Source organism: Myroides sp. LJL116, assembly GCF_054871685.1.
This window is the reverse complement of sequence record NZ_JBTXLR010000020.1, coordinates 1-16698: the sequence shown is the minus strand read 5'-3', so window position 1 is coordinate 16698 and position 16698 is coordinate 1. Positions and strand designations below refer to the sequence as shown.

Below are 16698 nucleotides of genomic sequence, written 5' to 3'. Positions count from 1 at the left end.
AGGCTAATGTAACCCAGTAGTGATTTACATTTATTATATTTGTGATTAAACAATTTAGAATAATGGAGTTGAAATTACATAGACCCATTTGTTTTTTCGATTTAGAAACAACAGGGGTGGACGTTGCAAAAGATAGAATTGTCGAAATTGCTATTTTAAAAGTATTTCCCAATGGTAACAAGGAAAGCAAAACTTGGTTAGTGAACCCAGGTATGCCTATTCCTGAACATTCAACAAGTATTCATGGGATAACAGATGAAAAAGTTGCTAATGAACCTCATTTTAGAGAATTAGCACCAGCTATATATCAAATGATTAAGGATTCAGACTTAGCAGGATTTAATTCTGATAGATTTGATATTCCTCTATTAGTAGAAGAGTTGTTAAGAGCAGGTATCGATTTTGACATGGGTAATCGTGTTTCTGTAGATGTTCAGACTATTTTTCATAAAAAGGAAGAGCGTACTTTAAGTGCTGCTTATCGTTTTTATTGTGATCAAACTCTAGAAAATGCACACTCAGCAGAAGCAGATACTAATGCAACTTATGAGATTTTAAAAGCTCAGCTTGATCGCTATACGGATTTAGAGAATGATATGAAAGCTTTGTCAGAATATACTACTAGAAAAAAGAGTGTTGACTTTGCTGGATTTATTGCTCTAGATGAACAAAATAGAGAGATTTTTGCTTTTGGTAAGCACAAAGGAGTTTTAGTAGAGCATGTTTTAGAAAACGAACCTGGTTACTATGGTTGGATCCAAAATGCGGATTTCCCATTATATACTAAAAAAGTTCTTACAGGTATAAAATTACGTAAGCTTAATAATAAACTATAAAATTAGATTTTCGAATGAAAATTATTTGCATTGGAAGAAACTATGTAGAGCACATAGAAGAGTTGAATAATGAAAGACCAAGTGAGCCAGTTATCTTTATCAAACCAGATACTGCTTTGTTAGGAAAAGAAATACCTTTTGTTATTCCTTTTTTCTCTACTGATATTCATTATGAACTAGAGGTTGTAGTTAAAGTATGTAAAGTAGGGAAGTTTATTGAACCTAAATTTGCCCATAAATACTACGACCAGGTAAGTGTTGGTATTGATTTTACAGCTAGGGATTTACAAAGTAAACTCAAAGAAAAAGGTCTACCATGGGAGAAGGCAAAAGGATTTGATGGATCTGCTGTAGTAGGTAAGTTTATAAGTAAGGATGAATTGAAGGATTTAAACGATATGCATTTTTCAATGAGTAAAAATGGACATGTGGTTCAAAGTGCTTCTACCAAGCAAATGATTTGGTCTATTGATGAGTTAATTAGCGAGGTATCTAAGTATTTTACTTTAAAAACAGGAGATTTAATTTTTACAGGTACTCCTGTAGGCGTTGGTAAAGTAGAAAGAGCTGACGAATTACGCGGAAGCCTAGAGGATCAAGAATTATTCCGTATATCTATAAAATAACATTATGGCATTATATTACGATGTTGGACCACTTTGTCGTCGATATAATGATGATAAAGTAAAAGTGAAAAACATATTGGAGACGTTTTTAGCTGATTCTAAACATAGTTTAAAACAGATAAAAAAGGCAATAGAGAAAAAGAACTATTCTAAAGTAACTAAGCATTTAGAGAAATTAAAGCCTTCTTTAGAGTTTTTAGGTATTGATCAAGCTATGGAAGAGTTTGGCTTTATAGAGAAATGGATCCAAGACAAAGGAAAAATAAAAGAAGTAAAGGAAAACTTTAAAGCTTTTAAAGAACACGTTAAGAAAGCAAAAAAAGAAATTAAAAAAGATTTTTGTTTACAAAAGGTATGACAGCTAGTATTGTTACCATTGGAGATGAAATTCTCATAGGGCAAATAGTAAATACTAATTCTGCTTTTATTGCTAGGGAATTAGATCAAATTGGCTGTGAAGTAGTTCAAATCTGTAGTATTGCCGATAAAAGTAAAAATATTAGGCAAATAATGTCAAGCTTTATAGATCAAGTAGACCTAGTTGTTTTAACTGGTGGACTTGGACCTACTAAAGACGACATTACTAAAAAAGTGTTTTGCGAATTTTTCGAGGATCATTTTGTAATGGATCCTTTGGTATTGCAGCAAGTATGTTCTATTTTAGCAAAGCCAGATCCAAGTGAGTTATTGGATATTGAGGCTAACCAGGCCTTAGTGCCTTCTTTGGCTAAAGTCTTTTTTAACTCTTATGGTACTGCCCCAGGCATGTTAATGCGTAAAGGAAATACTACCTTTATTATTTTGCCAGGTGTTCCTTTAGAGATGAAAACCATTTGGAAAGAAGAAGTCTTAGACTATATAAAGCAACATTTTAAATCAAATGTTGTTCTACATAAAAGTATTTCTACCTATGCAATAGAAGAGAGTGAGTTAGCTCAAATTCTTGCTCCATGGGAAAATACTTTACCCTCAGAGGTGACTTTAGCTTATTTACCCCTAGAAGGAAGGGTGAATTTGCGTTTAACAGCTAGGGGAAGGGACGAAAATGAATTAAAAAATAAATTGAAACAATGTTTGCAAAGTATTCCTTTTCAGGTATTTGAGTTTATTTTAGGATACGAGGATATAGATTTTTCACAAATAATATCCAAAGAGTTGCATATTAGAAATAAAACTATTTCTTTTGCAGAAAGTTGTACAGGTGGAAGATTGGCAATAATGTTCAATTCTAATCCTGGAGCCTCTGCTTATTTTAAAGGAGGAATAATTCCTTATGCAACAAGTAGTAAAATAGATATATTAGGAGTTGATCCATACTGTGTAGAAAAATATAGTGTGGTAAGCGAACAAGTAGCTATTGAAATGGCTAAAAAAGCAAAATTGCAATTTGCAAGTGATTTTGCAGTAGCTACAACAGGTAATGCAGGACCTAAAAAAGGGGATTCTAGTGCTGATGTAGGAACCGTTTATATTGGAATTGCTACTCCAAACAAAGTTTTTGCAAAAAAATTTCAATTCCATGGATCTCGTGAAAGGGTCGTAAATTGTGCTGTTTCAAAGGGTTTGGAATTGATATATAAAGAAATAATAAAAAAATAACGGAAAATATTTTGTATAATAATTTTCTTTTCCGTTACTTTGCACCCTGATTTTGAATATTGAAATAAAAGATAAGAAATAATGTCAAGAGTTTGTGAAATTACTGGTAAAAGAGCAATGGTTGGAAACAACGTTTCTCACGCGATGAATAAAACTAAGAGAAAGTTTTCTGTGAACTTAGTTAAAAAACGTTTCTACATTGCTGAAGAAGACAGATGGGTAACATTGAAATTATCAACGTCTGCATTAAAAACAATTAATAAAAAAGGTATTACTGCTGTATTGAAAGATGCAAAAGTAAGAGGATTAGTTAAGTAATCGGGACCATAAAAAATAGAATACGATGGCAAAGAAAGGTAACAGAATACAAGTAATCTTAGAATGTACTGAACATAAAGCGTCTGGTTTACCAGGAACTTCAAGATACATCACGACTAAGAATAAGAAGAATACTCCAGATAGATTAGAGATCAAAAAATTTAATCCTATCATGAAGAAAGTAACAGTACACAAAGAAATTAAATAATTAGTAGTCATGGCAAAAAAATCTATAGCAGCTTTAAGAACAGGTTCTAAAAAGTTGACTAAAGCAATTAAAATGGTGAAATCTCCAAAGACAGGTGCTTACACATTCGTAGAAGCTGTTATGGCTCCTGATTTCGTAGACGAATTCTTCGCAAAGAAGTAATTTGACCATTATAAAAATCTTGAAAAAGCCGTCTTTTTAGACGGCTTTTTTTTATTTTATTATATTAATAGAAGTTGTGGATTTATTTTGGAATAAAGTCTACTTAATATTTCTATATTTGTATTAGTTAAAAAAGGTTATTATGAGTTTTTTTAAGAAATTATTTTCTTCTGAGAAGAAGGAAACTCTTGACAAAGGACTAGAGAAGTCTAAGGACTCGTTTTTCTCTAAACTTACCAAAGCAGTTGCTGGGAAAAGTAAAGTAGATGACGATGTACTAGATGATTTAGAAGAAGTACTTGTAAGTTCAGATGTTGGTGTAAATACTACATTGAAAATTATCGATCGTATTGAGGCGCGTGTAGCGCAAGACAAATATGTAGGTACCCAAGAGCTTAATAAGATTTTAAGAGAGGAAATCGCTGGGCTATTATCTGAGACGCAATCAGGGGAGGCAACAGAGTTTGAAATTCCTAAAGATAAAAAGCCATATGTTATAATGGTTGTTGGAGTTAATGGTGCAGGTAAAACTACTACGATAGGGAAATTAGCTTATCAATTTAAGAAAGCTGGTTTAAATGTTGTTTTAGGTGCTGCTGATACATTTAGAGCTGCTGCAATCGATCAACTTCAAGTTTGGGCAGATAGAGTAGGAGTGCCAATTGTCAAGCAACAGATGGGTAGTGATCCTGCTTCTGTAGCTTTTGATACTCTACAATCCGCGGTTACCCAAAATGCCGATGTTGTTATTATAGATACTGCAGGTAGGTTACATAATAAAGTTAATTTAATGAATGAGTTAACCAAGGTAAAGCGTGTAATGCAAAAAGTTATTCACGACGCTCCTCACGATGTAATGTTAGTTTTAGATGGTTCTACAGGGCAAAATGCTTTTGAGCAAGCTAAGCAGTTTACAGCCGCTACAGAAGTAACAAGTTTAGCTGTAACAAAGTTAGATGGTACTGCTAAAGGTGGTGTAGTGATCGGAATATCGGATCAATTTCAAATACCAGTTAAGTATATTGGTGTTGGTGAAGGTATTGAGGATCTTCAAGTTTTTAATAAGGTAGAGTTTGTAGACTCTTTTTTTAAATAATTAAAAGATGAGGTATTTTAAGGTTTTCTTACTACTGAGTTGTGTAGCTTTTTTTGTTAGTTGTTCTTCTTCAATTAGTCCGAAAGAAATACAACTTCTTAATGGTTATTGGGAAATTGCTAAAGTGCAATTGCCCGATGGGACAACTAAGGATTTTACAATTAATGGAAGTATTGATTTTTTTGAGGTTGATCAAGGGGTAGGTAAGCGCTTTAAAGTAATGCCTCAATTCAATGGAGAATATCTAACTAATGAAGTAGCAGAAGATTTTGTTATAGATTATCGTAAGGATGCTACTTGGATTATCTACACTACAGATTACTCTTCTTGGGAGGAGCAATTAATGAAATTGAATGATAAGGAGTTAGTTGTTAAAAACCAAAATGATATTATTTATACCTACAAACGACCAGTTCCTTTTACTTTAAAATAATATACGTGAAGAAATTCAATGCATCTAAAAGACTTCGTGAAAATAATACTATAGGTGATATCCTACAGATTATTATTAAGGAAACACCTTTGCAAAGTGGGTATAACAATGTTAGTATCAAACAAGCATGGGGGGATATTTTAGGTCCAGGTATCAAAAATTATACTTTGGATATCTTGTTAAGAAAGGATGTATTATATGTCGCTCTTTCTTCCCCAATTGTAAGAGAAGAATTAACCTATGGAAAAAGTAAAATCATCGCTCTTTTAAATGAAGAATTAAAAAGTGAGATTGTTAGAGATATTGTCTTTCGTTAAGCAAGAATAAACAAAACAGGCTAGATAAATATTATCTAGCCTGTTTTGTTATAGTGCTAATGTATTGACTGTTGAAAAAATAACTATATTTGATAAATAAAATTAATAAAATATGTTTTCTAAAGCTTGTGAATATGCTATAAGAGCTCTTATTTATATTGCAGAGAATTCCTTGAGTAATAAACGGGTGGGGCTTAAAATGATTGCTGAGCAAATAGATGCTCCAACTGCCTTTACAGGTAAGATCCTACAAAATTTAGCTAGACATGGAATACTAGACTCTGTAAAAGGTGTAGGAGGTGGTTATAGCATCTTGGAAGAAAAAATGAAGCAAACTAAATTAGCCGAGATTGTAAGTATTATAGATGGCGATTCTGTGTTCACAGGTTGTGCACTTGGTTTAAAAGAATGTAATGCTTTAAAACCATGTCCTGTCCATGGTAAATTTAAAAATATTAGAGGAATGTTACGCGATATGTTAGAGACCACTACGCTTTATGAATTGTCTCAAGGACTTTTTTGTGGAGAAACATTTTTAAAACGCTAGCATCTGGTGGAGATTTTTGCCTTTTAGATGGTAAAGTTAGAGTCAATTTGCTTTAAGATAATTTCTTGAAGTAATCTACGGGCTCTTATGAGTTTTACCTTTACATTATTTAGAGGTTGGCCAGTTATAGTGGCAATTTCATTATAGGAAAGTTCTTGAAAAAACCTCAATTCAATTACTTCTTGGTAATGTGGCTTTAAAAGCTTTACATAACTTTTAAAAACAGCTAAATTCTGTTGCTTTATAAGTAGGTCTTCCATATTTGCCGTATCATCTGCAATATTATTATATGCAGGATGATTCTCTGGATTAACCATCAAAACACCATCCTTTTTTCTTTTGCGAACTAGGTCTATATGTACATTTTTAGCAATAGCAATAAGCCAAGTATTAAAGCTAAATTTGTCATCATAGCTTTGAATACTACTAAATGCCTTTGAGAAGGTTTCAATAGTGATGTCTTCTGCATCTGCCTCGTTATTTATACGTTGTAGAATGAAATAGTAAACTTCGCCCCAATAGTGATCAAGTAAGAAGGTAAAAGCGGATTGATCCGATTGCTTAGCTAGTGCTATTTGATTAACTATTGTTTTTTTCAAGTTTCTTTCCAGTTATAAATTGGGTTATGGCCAAATATGATAATATAAAAATATGAATAAATTCTAATAAAGGTAGTACCCAAATCAAATCTTTAGTAGCAAATTTTTTAAAAAGTTGGTAGTCATAGATAAACTTCACTAACATTCTAAGGCCAAAGCCAATCCATAGTACTTCTAGTAGAGGATTAATACTTACAAGGATTATAAAAAGAATATAAAAACTCAAAGGCAAAATTGCGCTAAAACTTCTAACAAGGCGAAATTTAAAGCTAGAAGCTTTCAGTTGTAAACCTTGCATTTTTACCTCTTTAATAAAAGTACTCAGTTTATTATCTTCTTCTTGGTAAACAAAACTACTGGAGTTTATAGCAATAGTGGTGTTTTTACTAGATGCAATTTGCTGTATAAAGGAATACTTTTCTCCAAAAGGGATTTTCATTTGCTGTATAAATCCATTATTGGCGTAAAATAAGTCTTTTAGATATCCTTGATTTAATGTATTACCGTGTAATGGCCCCATTAGCTGAGTACCGGTAAAAAGTTTGCTGAAAGCAAAAGTATTGTGGTAGCGGAATAATTTATTAATAAAAGATCTCTTTTTCTTCACTATGCTAGTATATCCAATTACCACTTGTTTTTTAGGAGTGAAATAATTAGCCATACTACTTAACCAGTTGGTGTTTAGTAATTGTGCAGATGGTTCTGTAAACACTAAATAGTCATGTTTGGCTACTTTTATCCCTAAGGTTAATGCATATTTCTTATTGTTCCAAAAAGCTTCATTATTAACCACATTTACTAGCTTAATTCTTGGATGGGTCTTTTCGAAAGCTTCAAGTATTTCTAAAGAATCATCACAAGAGGCATTGTTTACTAAGATTATTTGATACGTTGGATGATCTTGATTTAGTAAAGTAGGTAAATACTGTGGTAAAATATCTTCTTGGTCTTTAATATAAACTATTAAAGAAACAGGTTTTTGCATTCTGTCTGTTTGCTTTTGGATGTTGTTTTTGCCAAAAGCTAATTTGCTGTAAAATATAAAGTAATTAAAAACCTCTAAAGCAATAATTGCAAGTAAGGCGTATAAAAGGATCGTTGTTAGCATAGGGTGTTTAGTAATCTATGGTGTAGAAAAAAAGTTTAAAAAATATTTACCTCGGGTTGAATGTCTATTTGAAAAAGTTCTCTCACTTTAGCTTGTATTGCTTTAGAAAGCTCCAAGATTTCTTTTCCTGTAGCCTCGCCGTGGTTTACTAGTACAAGAGCTTGTTTTTCATGTACCCCTGCGTCTTTTATTCTAAAGCCTTTAAAGCCTGCTTTCTCAATAAGCCAACCAGCGGGAACCTTTACTTTGCCATCTTGTAATGGATAGTTAGGTATTTGTGGATACTCTTGCACTAACCTTTCGAATTGTTCTTTAGGTAGAATCGGATTCTTAAAGAAACTACCACTATTTCCAATTACTTTAGGATCAGGTAGCTTTTCTTGCCTAATTTGAATAACACTATTACTGATATCCCTTATAGTGGGGTATTGTATATTTTGTGAGTCTAGTTTGGCTTGAATATCTCCATATTGAGTTTTTAATAAATGGTTGTTTTTGGTTAATTTAAAACTAACGCTTGTTATAATGTAACGATCTTTTAATTCATTTTTAAATACACTTTCTCGATAACTAAACTGACAGTCTTGATTGCTAAAAGTAGTAAAACTAATTTTGTCGATATCTAAGGCTTGACAACTGACAATAGTGTCTTTTACCTCCACGCCATATGCACCTATATTTTGTATAGGTGTAGTGCCTACATTACCTGGGATTAAGGATAGGTTTTCAATTCCACCAAAATCATTATCTATAGCCCATAGTACAAACTCATGCCAATTTTCTCCTGCCTGAACCTCTACTATTACATGGTCAGTATCTTGTTGAACAATAGCGATGCCTTTTGTGTTAATTTTAAGAACGAGCTTTTCTATGTCCTGGGTTAAAAGCATGTTACTTCCTCCTCCTAAAATAAAAAGATCCCTGTTGTTGTTTTCTTTTAAAGCCTTTATTAGCTCCTCTTGGGTATTGATAAGGATAAAGTCTTTGGCAAGGGCTTGGATAGCGAAAGTATTATATGGTTGTAAAGAGATGTTTTTTTGCATAACTGTGACTTTGCGTGAAGCAATACTATGGATTAATTATCCGCTATTTTAAATATTTCAAAATCTTGGTGTATACTATTTAATAAGTCTTCTGTTCTTTGTGCATGTGTATCTGAGATAAACATTTGCCCAAAGGTTTTTAAATTAACCAACTCTAGTATTTTGCGAACTCTATTTTCATCTAATTTATCAAAGATATCATCAAATAATAAAATTGGAGCTACACCTTTTTGCTTTTTTATAAACTCAAACTGTGCTAGTTTAAGAGCAATTAAATAGGATTTCTGTTGTCCTTGGGATCCAAATTTCTTAATTGGGTGTTCTTTCAATTTGAAATTTAAATCATCTTTGTGAATACCTACACTTGTATATTGTAAAGCACGGTCTTTTGCTAAGTTCTCGTGGAAAAGTTCTAGCATTGTATTTTGATGTAGTTGAGAGTCATACTCTAAGACAACTTCATCTTGTAAACCTGTTATTAGGTAATGATAGTGATTAAATATAGGAACAAATTGTTCAATGAATGAAGAACGTTTTTGATAAATAGGTAAGGCTATTTCCTGTATTTGCTCATTGTAAACCTCAAGGGTTGCTTGATCAAAATAATGGTGTAAAGCAAAATTCTTTAAAAGTGCATTTCGCTGAGTAATTAATTTTTGATACTGTATAATTAATTGCAAATAGCCTGGGTCCATTTGAGAAATAACACTATCTAAAAACTTTCTTCTTGTTTCACTTCCTTCTGTGATTAAATCTCTATCAGATGGGGATATAATAACCAGTGGGATTAATCCAAAATGATCGGATAATCTATCGTAATTTTTCCCATTTCTTTTTATTATTTTTTTTTGGCCTTTTTTTAGACTACATACGATTTGTTCTGCTTGGTCTTTTATGTCAAAAGTACCGTCAATAACAAAGAAATCGCTCTGATGATTAATGTTTTGGACAGCCACAGGGTTAAAGTAGCTCTTTCCATAGGCCATGTAATAAATGGCATCTAATATATTGGTTTTACCTACGCCATTTAAGCCTACAAAACAGTTTATTTTTTGATTAAATTCAAAAGATTTGTCTGTTATGTTTTTGAAATTCAGGATGTTTAAATTTTTTAAATACACAGGATATTCAAGTATTATATGTTTCAAAGTAGCACTTTGCTCAAATTCGCTGCAAATTATCAAAAATATAGATAGAAAGCACTTTTATATTACAATAAAAATCCTATTTTTGCGTATATTAAACTTTTGAAAACATGGCAACTTATAATAAAAGAGGTTACAAAGCCCCTAAACCTTCCACGCAGAATGAAGATGGAGAATTTGATCAATTCGCAAACGTAGATGCATCTAACAGTACAACAGCTGAGGTGTTTGATTCTTTAGATGAGGGAGCCAATAAGATGGAAAATTGGGTGTCTCGTAATTCTAAAGCTATTTTTGGAATTGTTGGAGCCGTTGCATTAATTACATTAGGATATGCTGGATACGGAAAGTTTATCGTAGAGCCTAAAAATAATGATGCTGCAAATGAAATGTTTCAAGCACAAGCTTACTATAATAACGCAGTTCAAAGTACTACAGATAAAGACAATTTATACCAATTAGCTCTTGAAGGAGGAGAAGGTAAATTAGGGTTCTTAGGGATAATTAGAGATTATAGTGGAACCAATTCAGCTAACTTAGCTCATTATTATGCTGGGACAGCTTACTTAAACCAAAGAGAGTATACTAAGGCTATTGAGCACTTAGAGAAATTTAGCACAAACGATGCAGTTGTTGGAGCTTTAGCTCTTGGAGCAATCGGAGACGCTTTCTCTGAATTAGGGCAAAAGAAAGAAGCTTTAGAATATTACAATAAAGCGATTAAGCATGGGAAAAATGACTTAACGTCTCCACGCTTTTTATACAAAGGAGGAGTTGTAGCTTTAGAATTAGGAAAAAGACAAGAAGCATTAACAATGTTTAATGATATTAAAAATAATTACCAAGGATCAATAGAGGCAAGTTCTATTGATGGTTTAATTGGATTAGCACAATAAGACATGGCTACAGAAAATAAAAATCTTTCTCAATACGATAAAAATACTCTACCTAATGCAAAAGAGTTTAAGGTTGGTATCGTAGTATCTGAGTGGAATGATAATGTAACTAATGGTTTATATCAAGGAGCAAAAGATGCATTATTAGATTGCGGAGCTCTAGAGCAAAATATAATTCGTTGGGATGTACCAGGAAGTTTTGAGTTAGTTTACGGAGCCCGTAAAATGATTGAAACTTATGAGGATTTAGATGCAGTAATTGTGATAGGTTGTGTTATTAAAGGGGAAACAATGCATTTTGACTTTGTTTGTACTGGAGTAACACACGGTATCAAAGATCTAAATTTAATGGCTGATATTCCTGTGATTTTCTGTGTTCTTACTGATAATAATATGCAACAATCTATTGATAGAAGTGGAGGAGCATTTGGTAATAAAGGAACAGAAGCAGCTGTTGCAGCTTTAAAAATGATTGAGTTAAATAATAAATATTAAGCTTTTAAAATTAAAAGCCTTCTACCTGCAAGCATCAAGTGTTTGCAGGTTTTTTTATTTAATGATAATTTACAAATACTATAATAGTTTAAGGACTATTATTTAAGTAAATTTGTAGCTCTAAGCAAAGTGCTGAGTTTTTATTTATTCATAAATCTACCTATTCTTAAAATAAATAGATGTCAAATATAATTCGCTTACTACCGGATCACGTAGCAAATCAAATCGCAGCAGGAGAAGTTGTTCAAAGACCCGCTTCTGTTGTAAAAGAGCTTATTGAAAATTCAGTAGATGCTGGTGCTACAGAGATCAAATTGGTACTAAAGGAAGCCGGTAAGACCTTGATTCAAGTTATTGATAATGGTAAGGGTATGGGCGAGCAGGATGCTTTACTTTCTTTTGAAAGGCATGCTACTTCTAAGATTTCTAAAGCAGAGGATTTATTTGCTCTGCATACTAAGGGGTTTAGAGGAGAAGCTTTAGCTTCTATTGCAGCTATTGCTCATGTAGAGTTAAAAACTCGTCAAGAGGCTAATTCCTTAGGGACGCATATTGTTATTGAAGGAGGGAAATTAGTCCGTCAAGAGCCAGTTGTAAGTCCAGTAGGAACCTCCTTTTCTGTAAAAAATTTATTTTTTAATATCCCAGCTCGAAGAAACTTCCTTAAAAGTGTAAACGTTGAGTTTAGAAATATAGTAGATGAGTTCGAGAGAATTGCTTTAGTACACAATGAGGTTCAATTTATTTTGATCCACAATGGCAATGAAGTATTTAATTTACCAAGTAGTAATTTAAGACAAAGAATTGTTGCCATTTTTGGCTCTAGAACTAATGAAAAATTAGTACCTATAGCAGAAACAACTGATATTGTAACTATAGAGGGCTTTGTGGGAAAGCCTGAATATGCAAAAAAAAATAGGGGAGAACAATTCTTTTTTGTAAACGATCGCTATGTGAAAAGTGGTTATTTACATCATGCAGTACTTGCAGCTTATGAAGGTTTATTAAAAGAAGGTACACACCCTACTTATTTTATTTATTTACAAGTTCCTACCGATAGTATTGATATTAATATTCATCCAACTAAAACGGAAGTTAAGTTCGATGATGAGCAAGCCTTATATAGTATTTTAAGATCTACTATCAAGCATAGTATGGGGCAATTTAATGTAGCACCTGTGTTGGACTTTCAACGCGATGCCTCTTTAGATACACCTTACGATTATCAAGGAACCCATGCAGCTACCCCTACTATAGAGGTAGACCGCAACTTCAATCCCTTTACAAGGGAAGAGAATTTACAAGAAGATAAATTTGAATATAATCCTTTTGAAAATCCCTTTGGTAATGCAGATTTAATAGAATCTAAATTAACGGATTTATCTATTGACTCTAGTGATTTAGAGCAAGAATCTCCCTCTATGGCTTCGGATCTAACTTTCGAGTCTAAAGGAAATACGGCTGATTTCACTTTGGAGTCTTCTGAATCACAACAAGGGGTAACCTATGAATCTAAAAGTAACCAAGAAGATTATTCTTTTGAGACAGATCAAAAGGATAGTCTAACTTTTGAGTCTAAAGGTAATCAAAGTGATTTCAACCCTTTTGAAACTAGTGAAGAGGATCAATACACTTCGGGGTTCACTCAACAAAGAGATACTCCTTTTTTAGATTCTAAAGTAAACGCCAAGTCTAGCTTTGCAAAGAGTAAGTTCAATAATTCTAAAGTAGAAAATGAGCGTATTTCTTCTAAGAGTAATCAAAAAAACTGGTCTAGTTTATATGAGGGCCTTAAGCAAGATTCTAGTCATTTAGATATTTCCAATTTGGTTTTGGAGCAACAAACTCCTTCTGCCGATCTTTTTGGAGGTTACCAAAATGAGATGAGTACTTCTAGAACGTTTCAAATCAATAGAAAATATATTGTTAGTCCGATAAAATCTGGACTTGTTGTAATTGACCAAGGAAGAGCTCACCAAAGAATTTTATACGAAAACTTTTTAGAGAGTATAAAAAATCACTCTGGTGCGTCTCAGCAATTGTTATTTCCATTAACTTTATACTATGCTCCTTATGAGATGGAGGTATTAAGAGAAATAAGGGAATTACTACAACAAACAGGATTTGGATTTGAACAAATGGCGGAGGAATTCGTAGTTATATCTGGTTTACCTGTGCATATTTCAGAGAGTGAAGCTTCCATTGTTTTAGAGGATTTAATCGGTGACTTTAGAAGTGGACATCCTGGAGTTAATTATAGCCAAAGTGAGCGTATTGCTAAGTCTTTGGCCCATAGTTTATCGGTAAAAACAGGTACAACCTTGAGTTGTGAAGAACAAGAGAATATTGTAAATCGCTTGTTTGCTTGTAATGAACCAAATGTATCACCATTTATGAAACCTACTTTTGTAACTATGAAAGTAGAAGATATAGAGAAAAAATTTACGTTATAATGAGAATTTCAGAAACTGTAAAACATTTAATTATACTGAACATTATTTTGTTCGGTGCTGGTTTTTTTGTGGAAGCTTTACAGCAATTATTTGCTATGTACTTTTTTCAAAGTAGTGCATTCTACCCTTGGCAACCCTTAACTCATATGTTCATGCATGGGGGCTTTATGCATATTTTCTTTAATATGTTTGCTTTATACTCCTTTGGTAGAACCCTTGAGAGTATTTGGGGAGCCAAAAGATTTTTGATTTTTTATATTGCCTGTGGATTAGGGGCAGCCTTAATGCATCAAGGTGTAAATTACTACTCGATTATGAGTGTTTATAACAAAGTAGAACACCTAGGAGTAGATAAGGAATATTTTTATCAGATAATTACAGCAGAAGCAGGTTCTTATAGTTATCCTACTGCTTGGTTAGAATTTATTAGTGCACAGGATTTAACTAATGCTGTAGTAGCTTATAATGTACCTGTTGTTGGTGCCTCTGGTGCTATATATGGACTTTTGGTAGCCTTTGCTTTTATGTTTCCTCGTGCTGAATTAATGATGATGTTTGTACCGATTCCTATCAAGGCAATGTACTTTGTGCCAGGTATCTTATTAATTGACTTATATGGTGGTATGACTGGTGGCTTCAGCCTTTTTGGAGGAGGAAGTGGAATAGCGCATTTTGCTCATATAGGAGGTGCTATTACGGGATTTCTTTTAATGTATTATTGGAAGAAAACTCAGTTTAATCCTTATCGTTGGAATTAAGTATGGCAAAAATATGGAAGAACTTTCGTCAAAATTATCCTTTAAGTAGCCCAATTGAGCGACTTATGTATTGGATAATAGGAGTATCTGTTATATTCTTTTTACTAAAAGTTATCTCGATTAGCTTTTACTCCAATGCTTTGTTTTGGGTAGGTCTATCTAGTAATGCTACGGAATTACTTTATAAGCCTTTTACCTTAGTAACTTATAGTTTTGTTCATGCCGGGCCTATACATCTACTATTTAATATTGTTGTACTTTATTTTGTAAGCCAACTCTTTTCTACTTATTTTTCGGCAAAAGAGTTTGTTACATGTTACTTTTTAGGTGCTTTTTTAGGTGGGGTATTCTTTGTAATAGGGTCTTTTGTCTTACCTGTAAGTACTTTGTTAGTAGGTGCCTCGGCTGCTATTATTTGTCCATTAATGGCTCTTGTTTTTTACAATCCCAAAATGGAAATTCGTTTGATGTTAGTAGGAGTTGTTAAGATTTGGTATATCGCTGCTTTTATTATTATCTTAGATATCGTACAACTAAGTGGAAGTAATGTAGGAGGACATTTAGCGCATTTAGGAGGGGCTTGCATGGGTTTTTTATATATTAAGTATATAAGAAATACTCCCGTTTTTTCTAATTTACAGGCTAAAGTGTCTTCTGTTTTTACAAATAATAACAAAGGAAATTTAAAAAAGGTATATAGAAATACCAAAAGTAAAACTTTTGACAAAGCTCCAAGTGCTAGCAATCAAGCTAAAATTGATTCTATACTAGAGAAAATAAGTAAAAGCGGTTATGAGAGCTTAACTAAGGAGGAAAAAAGTTTTTTGTTTACTAGTGGAAAAAGATAATTTATGAAGAATCTATCTTGGTTTAATAAAGGCATTTTTTTGTTGAATATAGTATTAGCTATATTGACAATTATAGGCTATTTTTTACCGTTTTTAGCTCCAAAGATTTTTCCGCTTTTATCGGTATTTTCTTTGTTGCTGCCAAGTCTGCTTATCGTTAATGTGGTTTTTCTTATCTATTGGCTTTTTTTGGTCAAAAAACAAATTTGGCTTTCTATTTTTATTCTGCTTTTAGGCTTTACTTTTATTAATAAATTTTATCGTTTTTCAGGAGTTAATTTACCTCAAGAAAAAACGGACTTTACCTTGATGAGTTATAACGTAAGACTTTTTAACTTATTCAAATGGATAGATGACCCAAAGGTTAGTCAAAACATTAAAGAGTTTGTTGATGTACAAGATCCTGATGTATTAGCTTTACAGGAATATTCTAAAAACACAAAGATTAAGTTTAAGCAATATCCTTATAGCTATATTGTTTCTCACGGAAATAAAATAAAGACTGGACAGGCCATTTTCTCTAAGTTTAGAATTGTTGATAAAGGGGAAATTAATTTACCAAATTCCAATAACAATGTCATTTTTGCAGATATTGTAATCCAAAGAGATACCATTCGTATTTATAGTATCCATTTACAATCGATAAGCATTAGTCCAGATATCCATGAAAGTGTGGATGAAATGGACTCTAAACGTATTATAAAAAGGATTTCAAAAGCTTTCTCTGAACAACAATTGCAGTCGGAACTTATTCGTTCGCATATGAAGGACGCTAACCATCGCAAAATTATTTGTGGAGATATGAATAATAGTGCTTTCTCCTATGTTTATCGAAATGTAAGAGGAGACTTAGATGATGCTTTTGTTAAAGCCGGACAAGGTTTTGGAAAAACCTATGATTTTAATCTTTTTCCAATGCGAATAGATTATATTTTTGTAGATCCTTTAATTGAAGTCAAGTCGTTTAAAACATTTGATTCCTTTGTAAATTCTGACCACTTCCCTCTAATGAGTAGATTACACTTGAAATCGGAAAGCAAATGATTTCGATGAGGTGATAGAAAATAAAAATCCCTTCTAACAGTAGACATGCCCCAAAAAGTTAGACACTTTTTGGGGCATTTTTTATGAGTAAAAAACAGATATATAATTATGAATTTAAGTTGCGTTTAGTAACTATAATTTCAAATGGGGAGAATAGTATAAAAGGG

21 protein-coding genes are annotated in these 16698 nt (G+C 32.6%); 17 read left to right on the top strand and 4 right to left on the bottom strand.

Annotated elements, in window-relative coordinates:
- Positions 1–62 precede the first annotated feature (62 nt).
- The 11 genes from ACYSNM_RS12390 to ACYSNM_RS12340 all read left to right on the top strand — a co-directional run bounded on the left by ACYSNM_RS12390 (position 63) and on the right by ACYSNM_RS12340 (position 6142).
- On the top strand, positions 63–836 hold the full coding sequence (locus ACYSNM_RS12390) for an exonuclease domain-containing protein (protein ID WP_461757194.1): 774 nt from the start codon (positions 63–65) through the stop codon (positions 834–836).
- 14 nt (positions 837–850) lie between these two features.
- Positions 851–1462 carry a fumarylacetoacetate hydrolase family protein gene (locus ACYSNM_RS12385; protein WP_461757193.1) on the top strand — a complete coding sequence of 204 codons (612 nt, stop codon included), beginning with the start codon at positions 851–853 and terminating at the stop codon, positions 1460–1462.
- A 4-nt stretch (positions 1463–1466) separates the two neighbouring features.
- Positions 1467–1820 (top strand): Hpt domain-containing protein, encoded by a 354-nt coding sequence (locus tag ACYSNM_RS12380; protein WP_461757192.1) that lies wholly within the window; start codon positions 1467–1469, stop codon positions 1818–1820.
- Entirely contained in the window at positions 1817–3061 is a 1245-nt protein-coding gene (locus ACYSNM_RS12375; protein ID WP_461757191.1) for a CinA family nicotinamide mononucleotide deamidase-related protein, read from the top strand. Before ACYSNM_RS12380 ends, ACYSNM_RS12375 begins: the two co-directional genes overlap by 4 nt.
- Positions 3062–3142: 81 nt before the next feature.
- Positions 3143–3379 carry a 50S ribosomal protein L28 gene (rpmB, locus tag ACYSNM_RS12370; RefSeq protein WP_461757190.1) on the top strand — a complete coding sequence of 79 codons (237 nt, stop codon included), beginning with the start codon at positions 3143–3145 and terminating at the stop codon, positions 3377–3379.
- Positions 3380–3404: 25 nt separating this feature from the next.
- The gene (rpmG, locus tag ACYSNM_RS12365; protein ID WP_006260303.1) at positions 3405–3587 is read left to right on the top strand and encodes a 50S ribosomal protein L33; all 183 of its coding nucleotides are present in this window, start codon (positions 3405–3407) and stop codon (positions 3585–3587) included.
- 9 nt (positions 3588–3596) lie between these two features.
- A complete protein-coding gene (locus tag ACYSNM_RS12360; protein WP_461755047.1) occupies positions 3597–3749 on the top strand; it encodes a DUF4295 domain-containing protein in 153 nt (50 codons plus the stop codon).
- A 142-nt stretch (positions 3750–3891) separates the two neighbouring features.
- Positions 3892–4845 carry a signal recognition particle-docking protein FtsY gene (gene ftsY / locus ACYSNM_RS12355; RefSeq protein WP_461755046.1) on the top strand — a complete coding sequence of 318 codons (954 nt, stop codon included), beginning with the start codon at positions 3892–3894 and terminating at the stop codon, positions 4843–4845.
- 7 nt (positions 4846–4852) lie between these two features.
- Positions 4853–5278, top strand: coding sequence for a hypothetical protein (locus tag ACYSNM_RS12350; RefSeq protein ID WP_461757189.1), 426 nt, complete (start codon positions 4853–4855; stop codon positions 5276–5278).
- A 5-nt stretch (positions 5279–5283) separates the two neighbouring features.
- Positions 5284–5595 carry a DciA family protein gene (locus ACYSNM_RS12345; protein WP_461757188.1) on the top strand — a complete coding sequence of 104 codons (312 nt, stop codon included), beginning with the start codon at positions 5284–5286 and terminating at the stop codon, positions 5593–5595.
- A gap of 112 nt (positions 5596–5707) precedes the next feature.
- Positions 5708–6142, top strand: coding sequence for an RrF2 family transcriptional regulator (locus ACYSNM_RS12340; protein WP_461754654.1), 435 nt, complete (start codon positions 5708–5710; stop codon positions 6140–6142).
- 23 nt (positions 6143–6165) lie between these two features.
- On the opposite strand, the gene ACYSNM_RS12335 is transcribed toward ACYSNM_RS12340, so the two are convergent.
- The 4 genes from ACYSNM_RS12335 to recF are packed head-to-tail and all read right to left on the bottom strand — an operon-like array spanning position 6166 to position 10013.
- Complete coding sequence (locus ACYSNM_RS12335; protein WP_461757187.1) at positions 6166–6741, bottom strand: RNA polymerase sigma factor; 576 nt, start codon at positions 6739–6741, stop codon at positions 6166–6168.
- Complete coding sequence (locus tag ACYSNM_RS12330; RefSeq protein WP_461757186.1) at positions 6722–7849, bottom strand: glycosyltransferase; 1128 nt, start codon at positions 7847–7849, stop codon at positions 6722–6724. The genes ACYSNM_RS12335 and ACYSNM_RS12330 overlap by 20 nt, the downstream gene beginning before the upstream one ends.
- A 35-nt stretch (positions 7850–7884) precedes the next feature.
- Complete coding sequence (murB, locus tag ACYSNM_RS12325) at positions 7885–8892, bottom strand: UDP-N-acetylmuramate dehydrogenase (protein WP_461757185.1); 1008 nt, start codon at positions 8890–8892, stop codon at positions 7885–7887.
- A gap of 32 nt (positions 8893–8924) precedes the next feature.
- A complete protein-coding gene (gene recF, locus ACYSNM_RS12320) occupies positions 8925–10013 on the bottom strand; it encodes a DNA replication/repair protein RecF (RefSeq protein ID WP_461757213.1) in 1089 nt (362 codons plus the stop codon).
- 134 nt (positions 10014–10147) lie between these two features.
- Here recF and ACYSNM_RS12315 point away from each other — a divergent pair, with 134 nt between their 5' ends.
- The 6 genes from ACYSNM_RS12315 to ACYSNM_RS12290 all read left to right on the top strand — a co-directional run bounded on the left by ACYSNM_RS12315 (position 10148) and on the right by ACYSNM_RS12290 (position 16531).
- Positions 10148–10933, top strand: coding sequence for a tetratricopeptide repeat protein (locus ACYSNM_RS12315; protein ID WP_461757184.1), 786 nt, complete (start codon positions 10148–10150; stop codon positions 10931–10933).
- 3 nt (positions 10934–10936) lie between these two features.
- Positions 10937–11428, top strand: a complete 492-nt coding sequence (gene ribH, locus ACYSNM_RS12310) for a 6,7-dimethyl-8-ribityllumazine synthase (RefSeq protein WP_461757183.1) — start codon at positions 10937–10939, stop codon at positions 11426–11428.
- A gap of 179 nt (positions 11429–11607) precedes the next feature.
- Positions 11608–13881: a DNA mismatch repair endonuclease MutL gene (gene mutL / locus ACYSNM_RS12305; RefSeq protein ID WP_461757182.1), complete on the top strand. Its 2274-nt coding sequence runs from the start codon at positions 11608–11610 to the stop codon at positions 13879–13881.
- Positions 13881–14639 carry a rhomboid family intramembrane serine protease gene (locus ACYSNM_RS12300; RefSeq protein WP_461757181.1) on the top strand — a complete coding sequence of 253 codons (759 nt, stop codon included), beginning with the start codon at positions 13881–13883 and terminating at the stop codon, positions 14637–14639. Before mutL ends, ACYSNM_RS12300 begins: the two co-directional genes overlap by 1 nt.
- 2 nt (positions 14640–14641) lie before the next feature.
- Complete coding sequence (locus tag ACYSNM_RS12295; RefSeq protein ID WP_461757180.1) at positions 14642–15487, top strand: rhomboid family intramembrane serine protease; 846 nt, start codon at positions 14642–14644, stop codon at positions 15485–15487.
- Between the two features lie 3 nt (positions 15488–15490).
- A complete protein-coding gene (locus ACYSNM_RS12290) occupies positions 15491–16531 on the top strand; it encodes an endonuclease/exonuclease/phosphatase family protein (RefSeq protein WP_461757179.1) in 1041 nt (346 codons plus the stop codon).
- The last annotated feature ends 167 nt before the right edge of the window (positions 16532–16698 follow it).

What these genes read in the sequence shown, in the direction of transcription:
- ACYSNM_RS12390 (WP_461757194.1), top strand. Translation starts at nt 63, where the DNA reads ATGGAGTTGAAATTACATAGACCCATTTGTTTTTTCGATTTAGAAACA.
- ACYSNM_RS12385 (WP_461757193.1), top strand. Translation starts at nt 851, where the DNA reads ATGAAAATTATTTGCATTGGAAGAAACTATGTAGAGCACATAGAAGAG.
- ACYSNM_RS12380 (WP_461757192.1), top strand. Translation starts at nt 1,467, where the DNA reads ATGGCATTATATTACGATGTTGGACCACTTTGTCGTCGATATAATGAT.
- ACYSNM_RS12375 (WP_461757191.1), top strand. Translation starts at nt 1,817, where the DNA reads ATGACAGCTAGTATTGTTACCATTGGAGATGAAATTCTCATAGGGCAA.
- rpmB (WP_461757190.1), top strand. Translation starts at nt 3,143, where the DNA reads ATGTCAAGAGTTTGTGAAATTACTGGTAAAAGAGCAATGGTTGGAAAC.
- rpmG (WP_006260303.1), top strand. Translation starts at nt 3,405, where the DNA reads ATGGCAAAGAAAGGTAACAGAATACAAGTAATCTTAGAATGTACTGAA.
- ACYSNM_RS12360 (WP_461755047.1), top strand. Translation starts at nt 3,597, where the DNA reads ATGGCAAAAAAATCTATAGCAGCTTTAAGAACAGGTTCTAAAAAGTTG.
- ftsY (WP_461755046.1), top strand. Translation starts at nt 3,892, where the DNA reads ATGAGTTTTTTTAAGAAATTATTTTCTTCTGAGAAGAAGGAAACTCTT.
- ACYSNM_RS12350 (WP_461757189.1), top strand. Translation starts at nt 4,853, where the DNA reads ATGAGGTATTTTAAGGTTTTCTTACTACTGAGTTGTGTAGCTTTTTTT.
- ACYSNM_RS12340 (WP_461754654.1), top strand. Translation starts at nt 5,708, where the DNA reads ATGTTTTCTAAAGCTTGTGAATATGCTATAAGAGCTCTTATTTATATT.
- ACYSNM_RS12330 (WP_461757186.1), bottom strand. Translation starts at nt 7,849, where the DNA reads ATGCTAACAACGATCCTTTTATACGCCTTACTTGCAATTATTGCTTTA.
- murB (WP_461757185.1), bottom strand. Translation starts at nt 8,892, where the DNA reads ATGCAAAAAAACATCTCTTTACAACCATATAATACTTTCGCTATCCAA.
- ACYSNM_RS12315 (WP_461757184.1), top strand. Translation starts at nt 10,148, where the DNA reads ATGGCAACTTATAATAAAAGAGGTTACAAAGCCCCTAAACCTTCCACG.
- ribH (WP_461757183.1), top strand. Translation starts at nt 10,937, where the DNA reads ATGGCTACAGAAAATAAAAATCTTTCTCAATACGATAAAAATACTCTA.
- mutL (WP_461757182.1), top strand. Translation starts at nt 11,608, where the DNA reads ATGTCAAATATAATTCGCTTACTACCGGATCACGTAGCAAATCAAATC.
- ACYSNM_RS12300 (WP_461757181.1), top strand. Translation starts at nt 13,881, where the DNA reads ATGAGAATTTCAGAAACTGTAAAACATTTAATTATACTGAACATTATT.
- ACYSNM_RS12295 (WP_461757180.1), top strand. Translation starts at nt 14,642, where the DNA reads ATGGCAAAAATATGGAAGAACTTTCGTCAAAATTATCCTTTAAGTAGC.
- ACYSNM_RS12290 (WP_461757179.1), top strand. Translation starts at nt 15,491, where the DNA reads ATGAAGAATCTATCTTGGTTTAATAAAGGCATTTTTTTGTTGAATATA.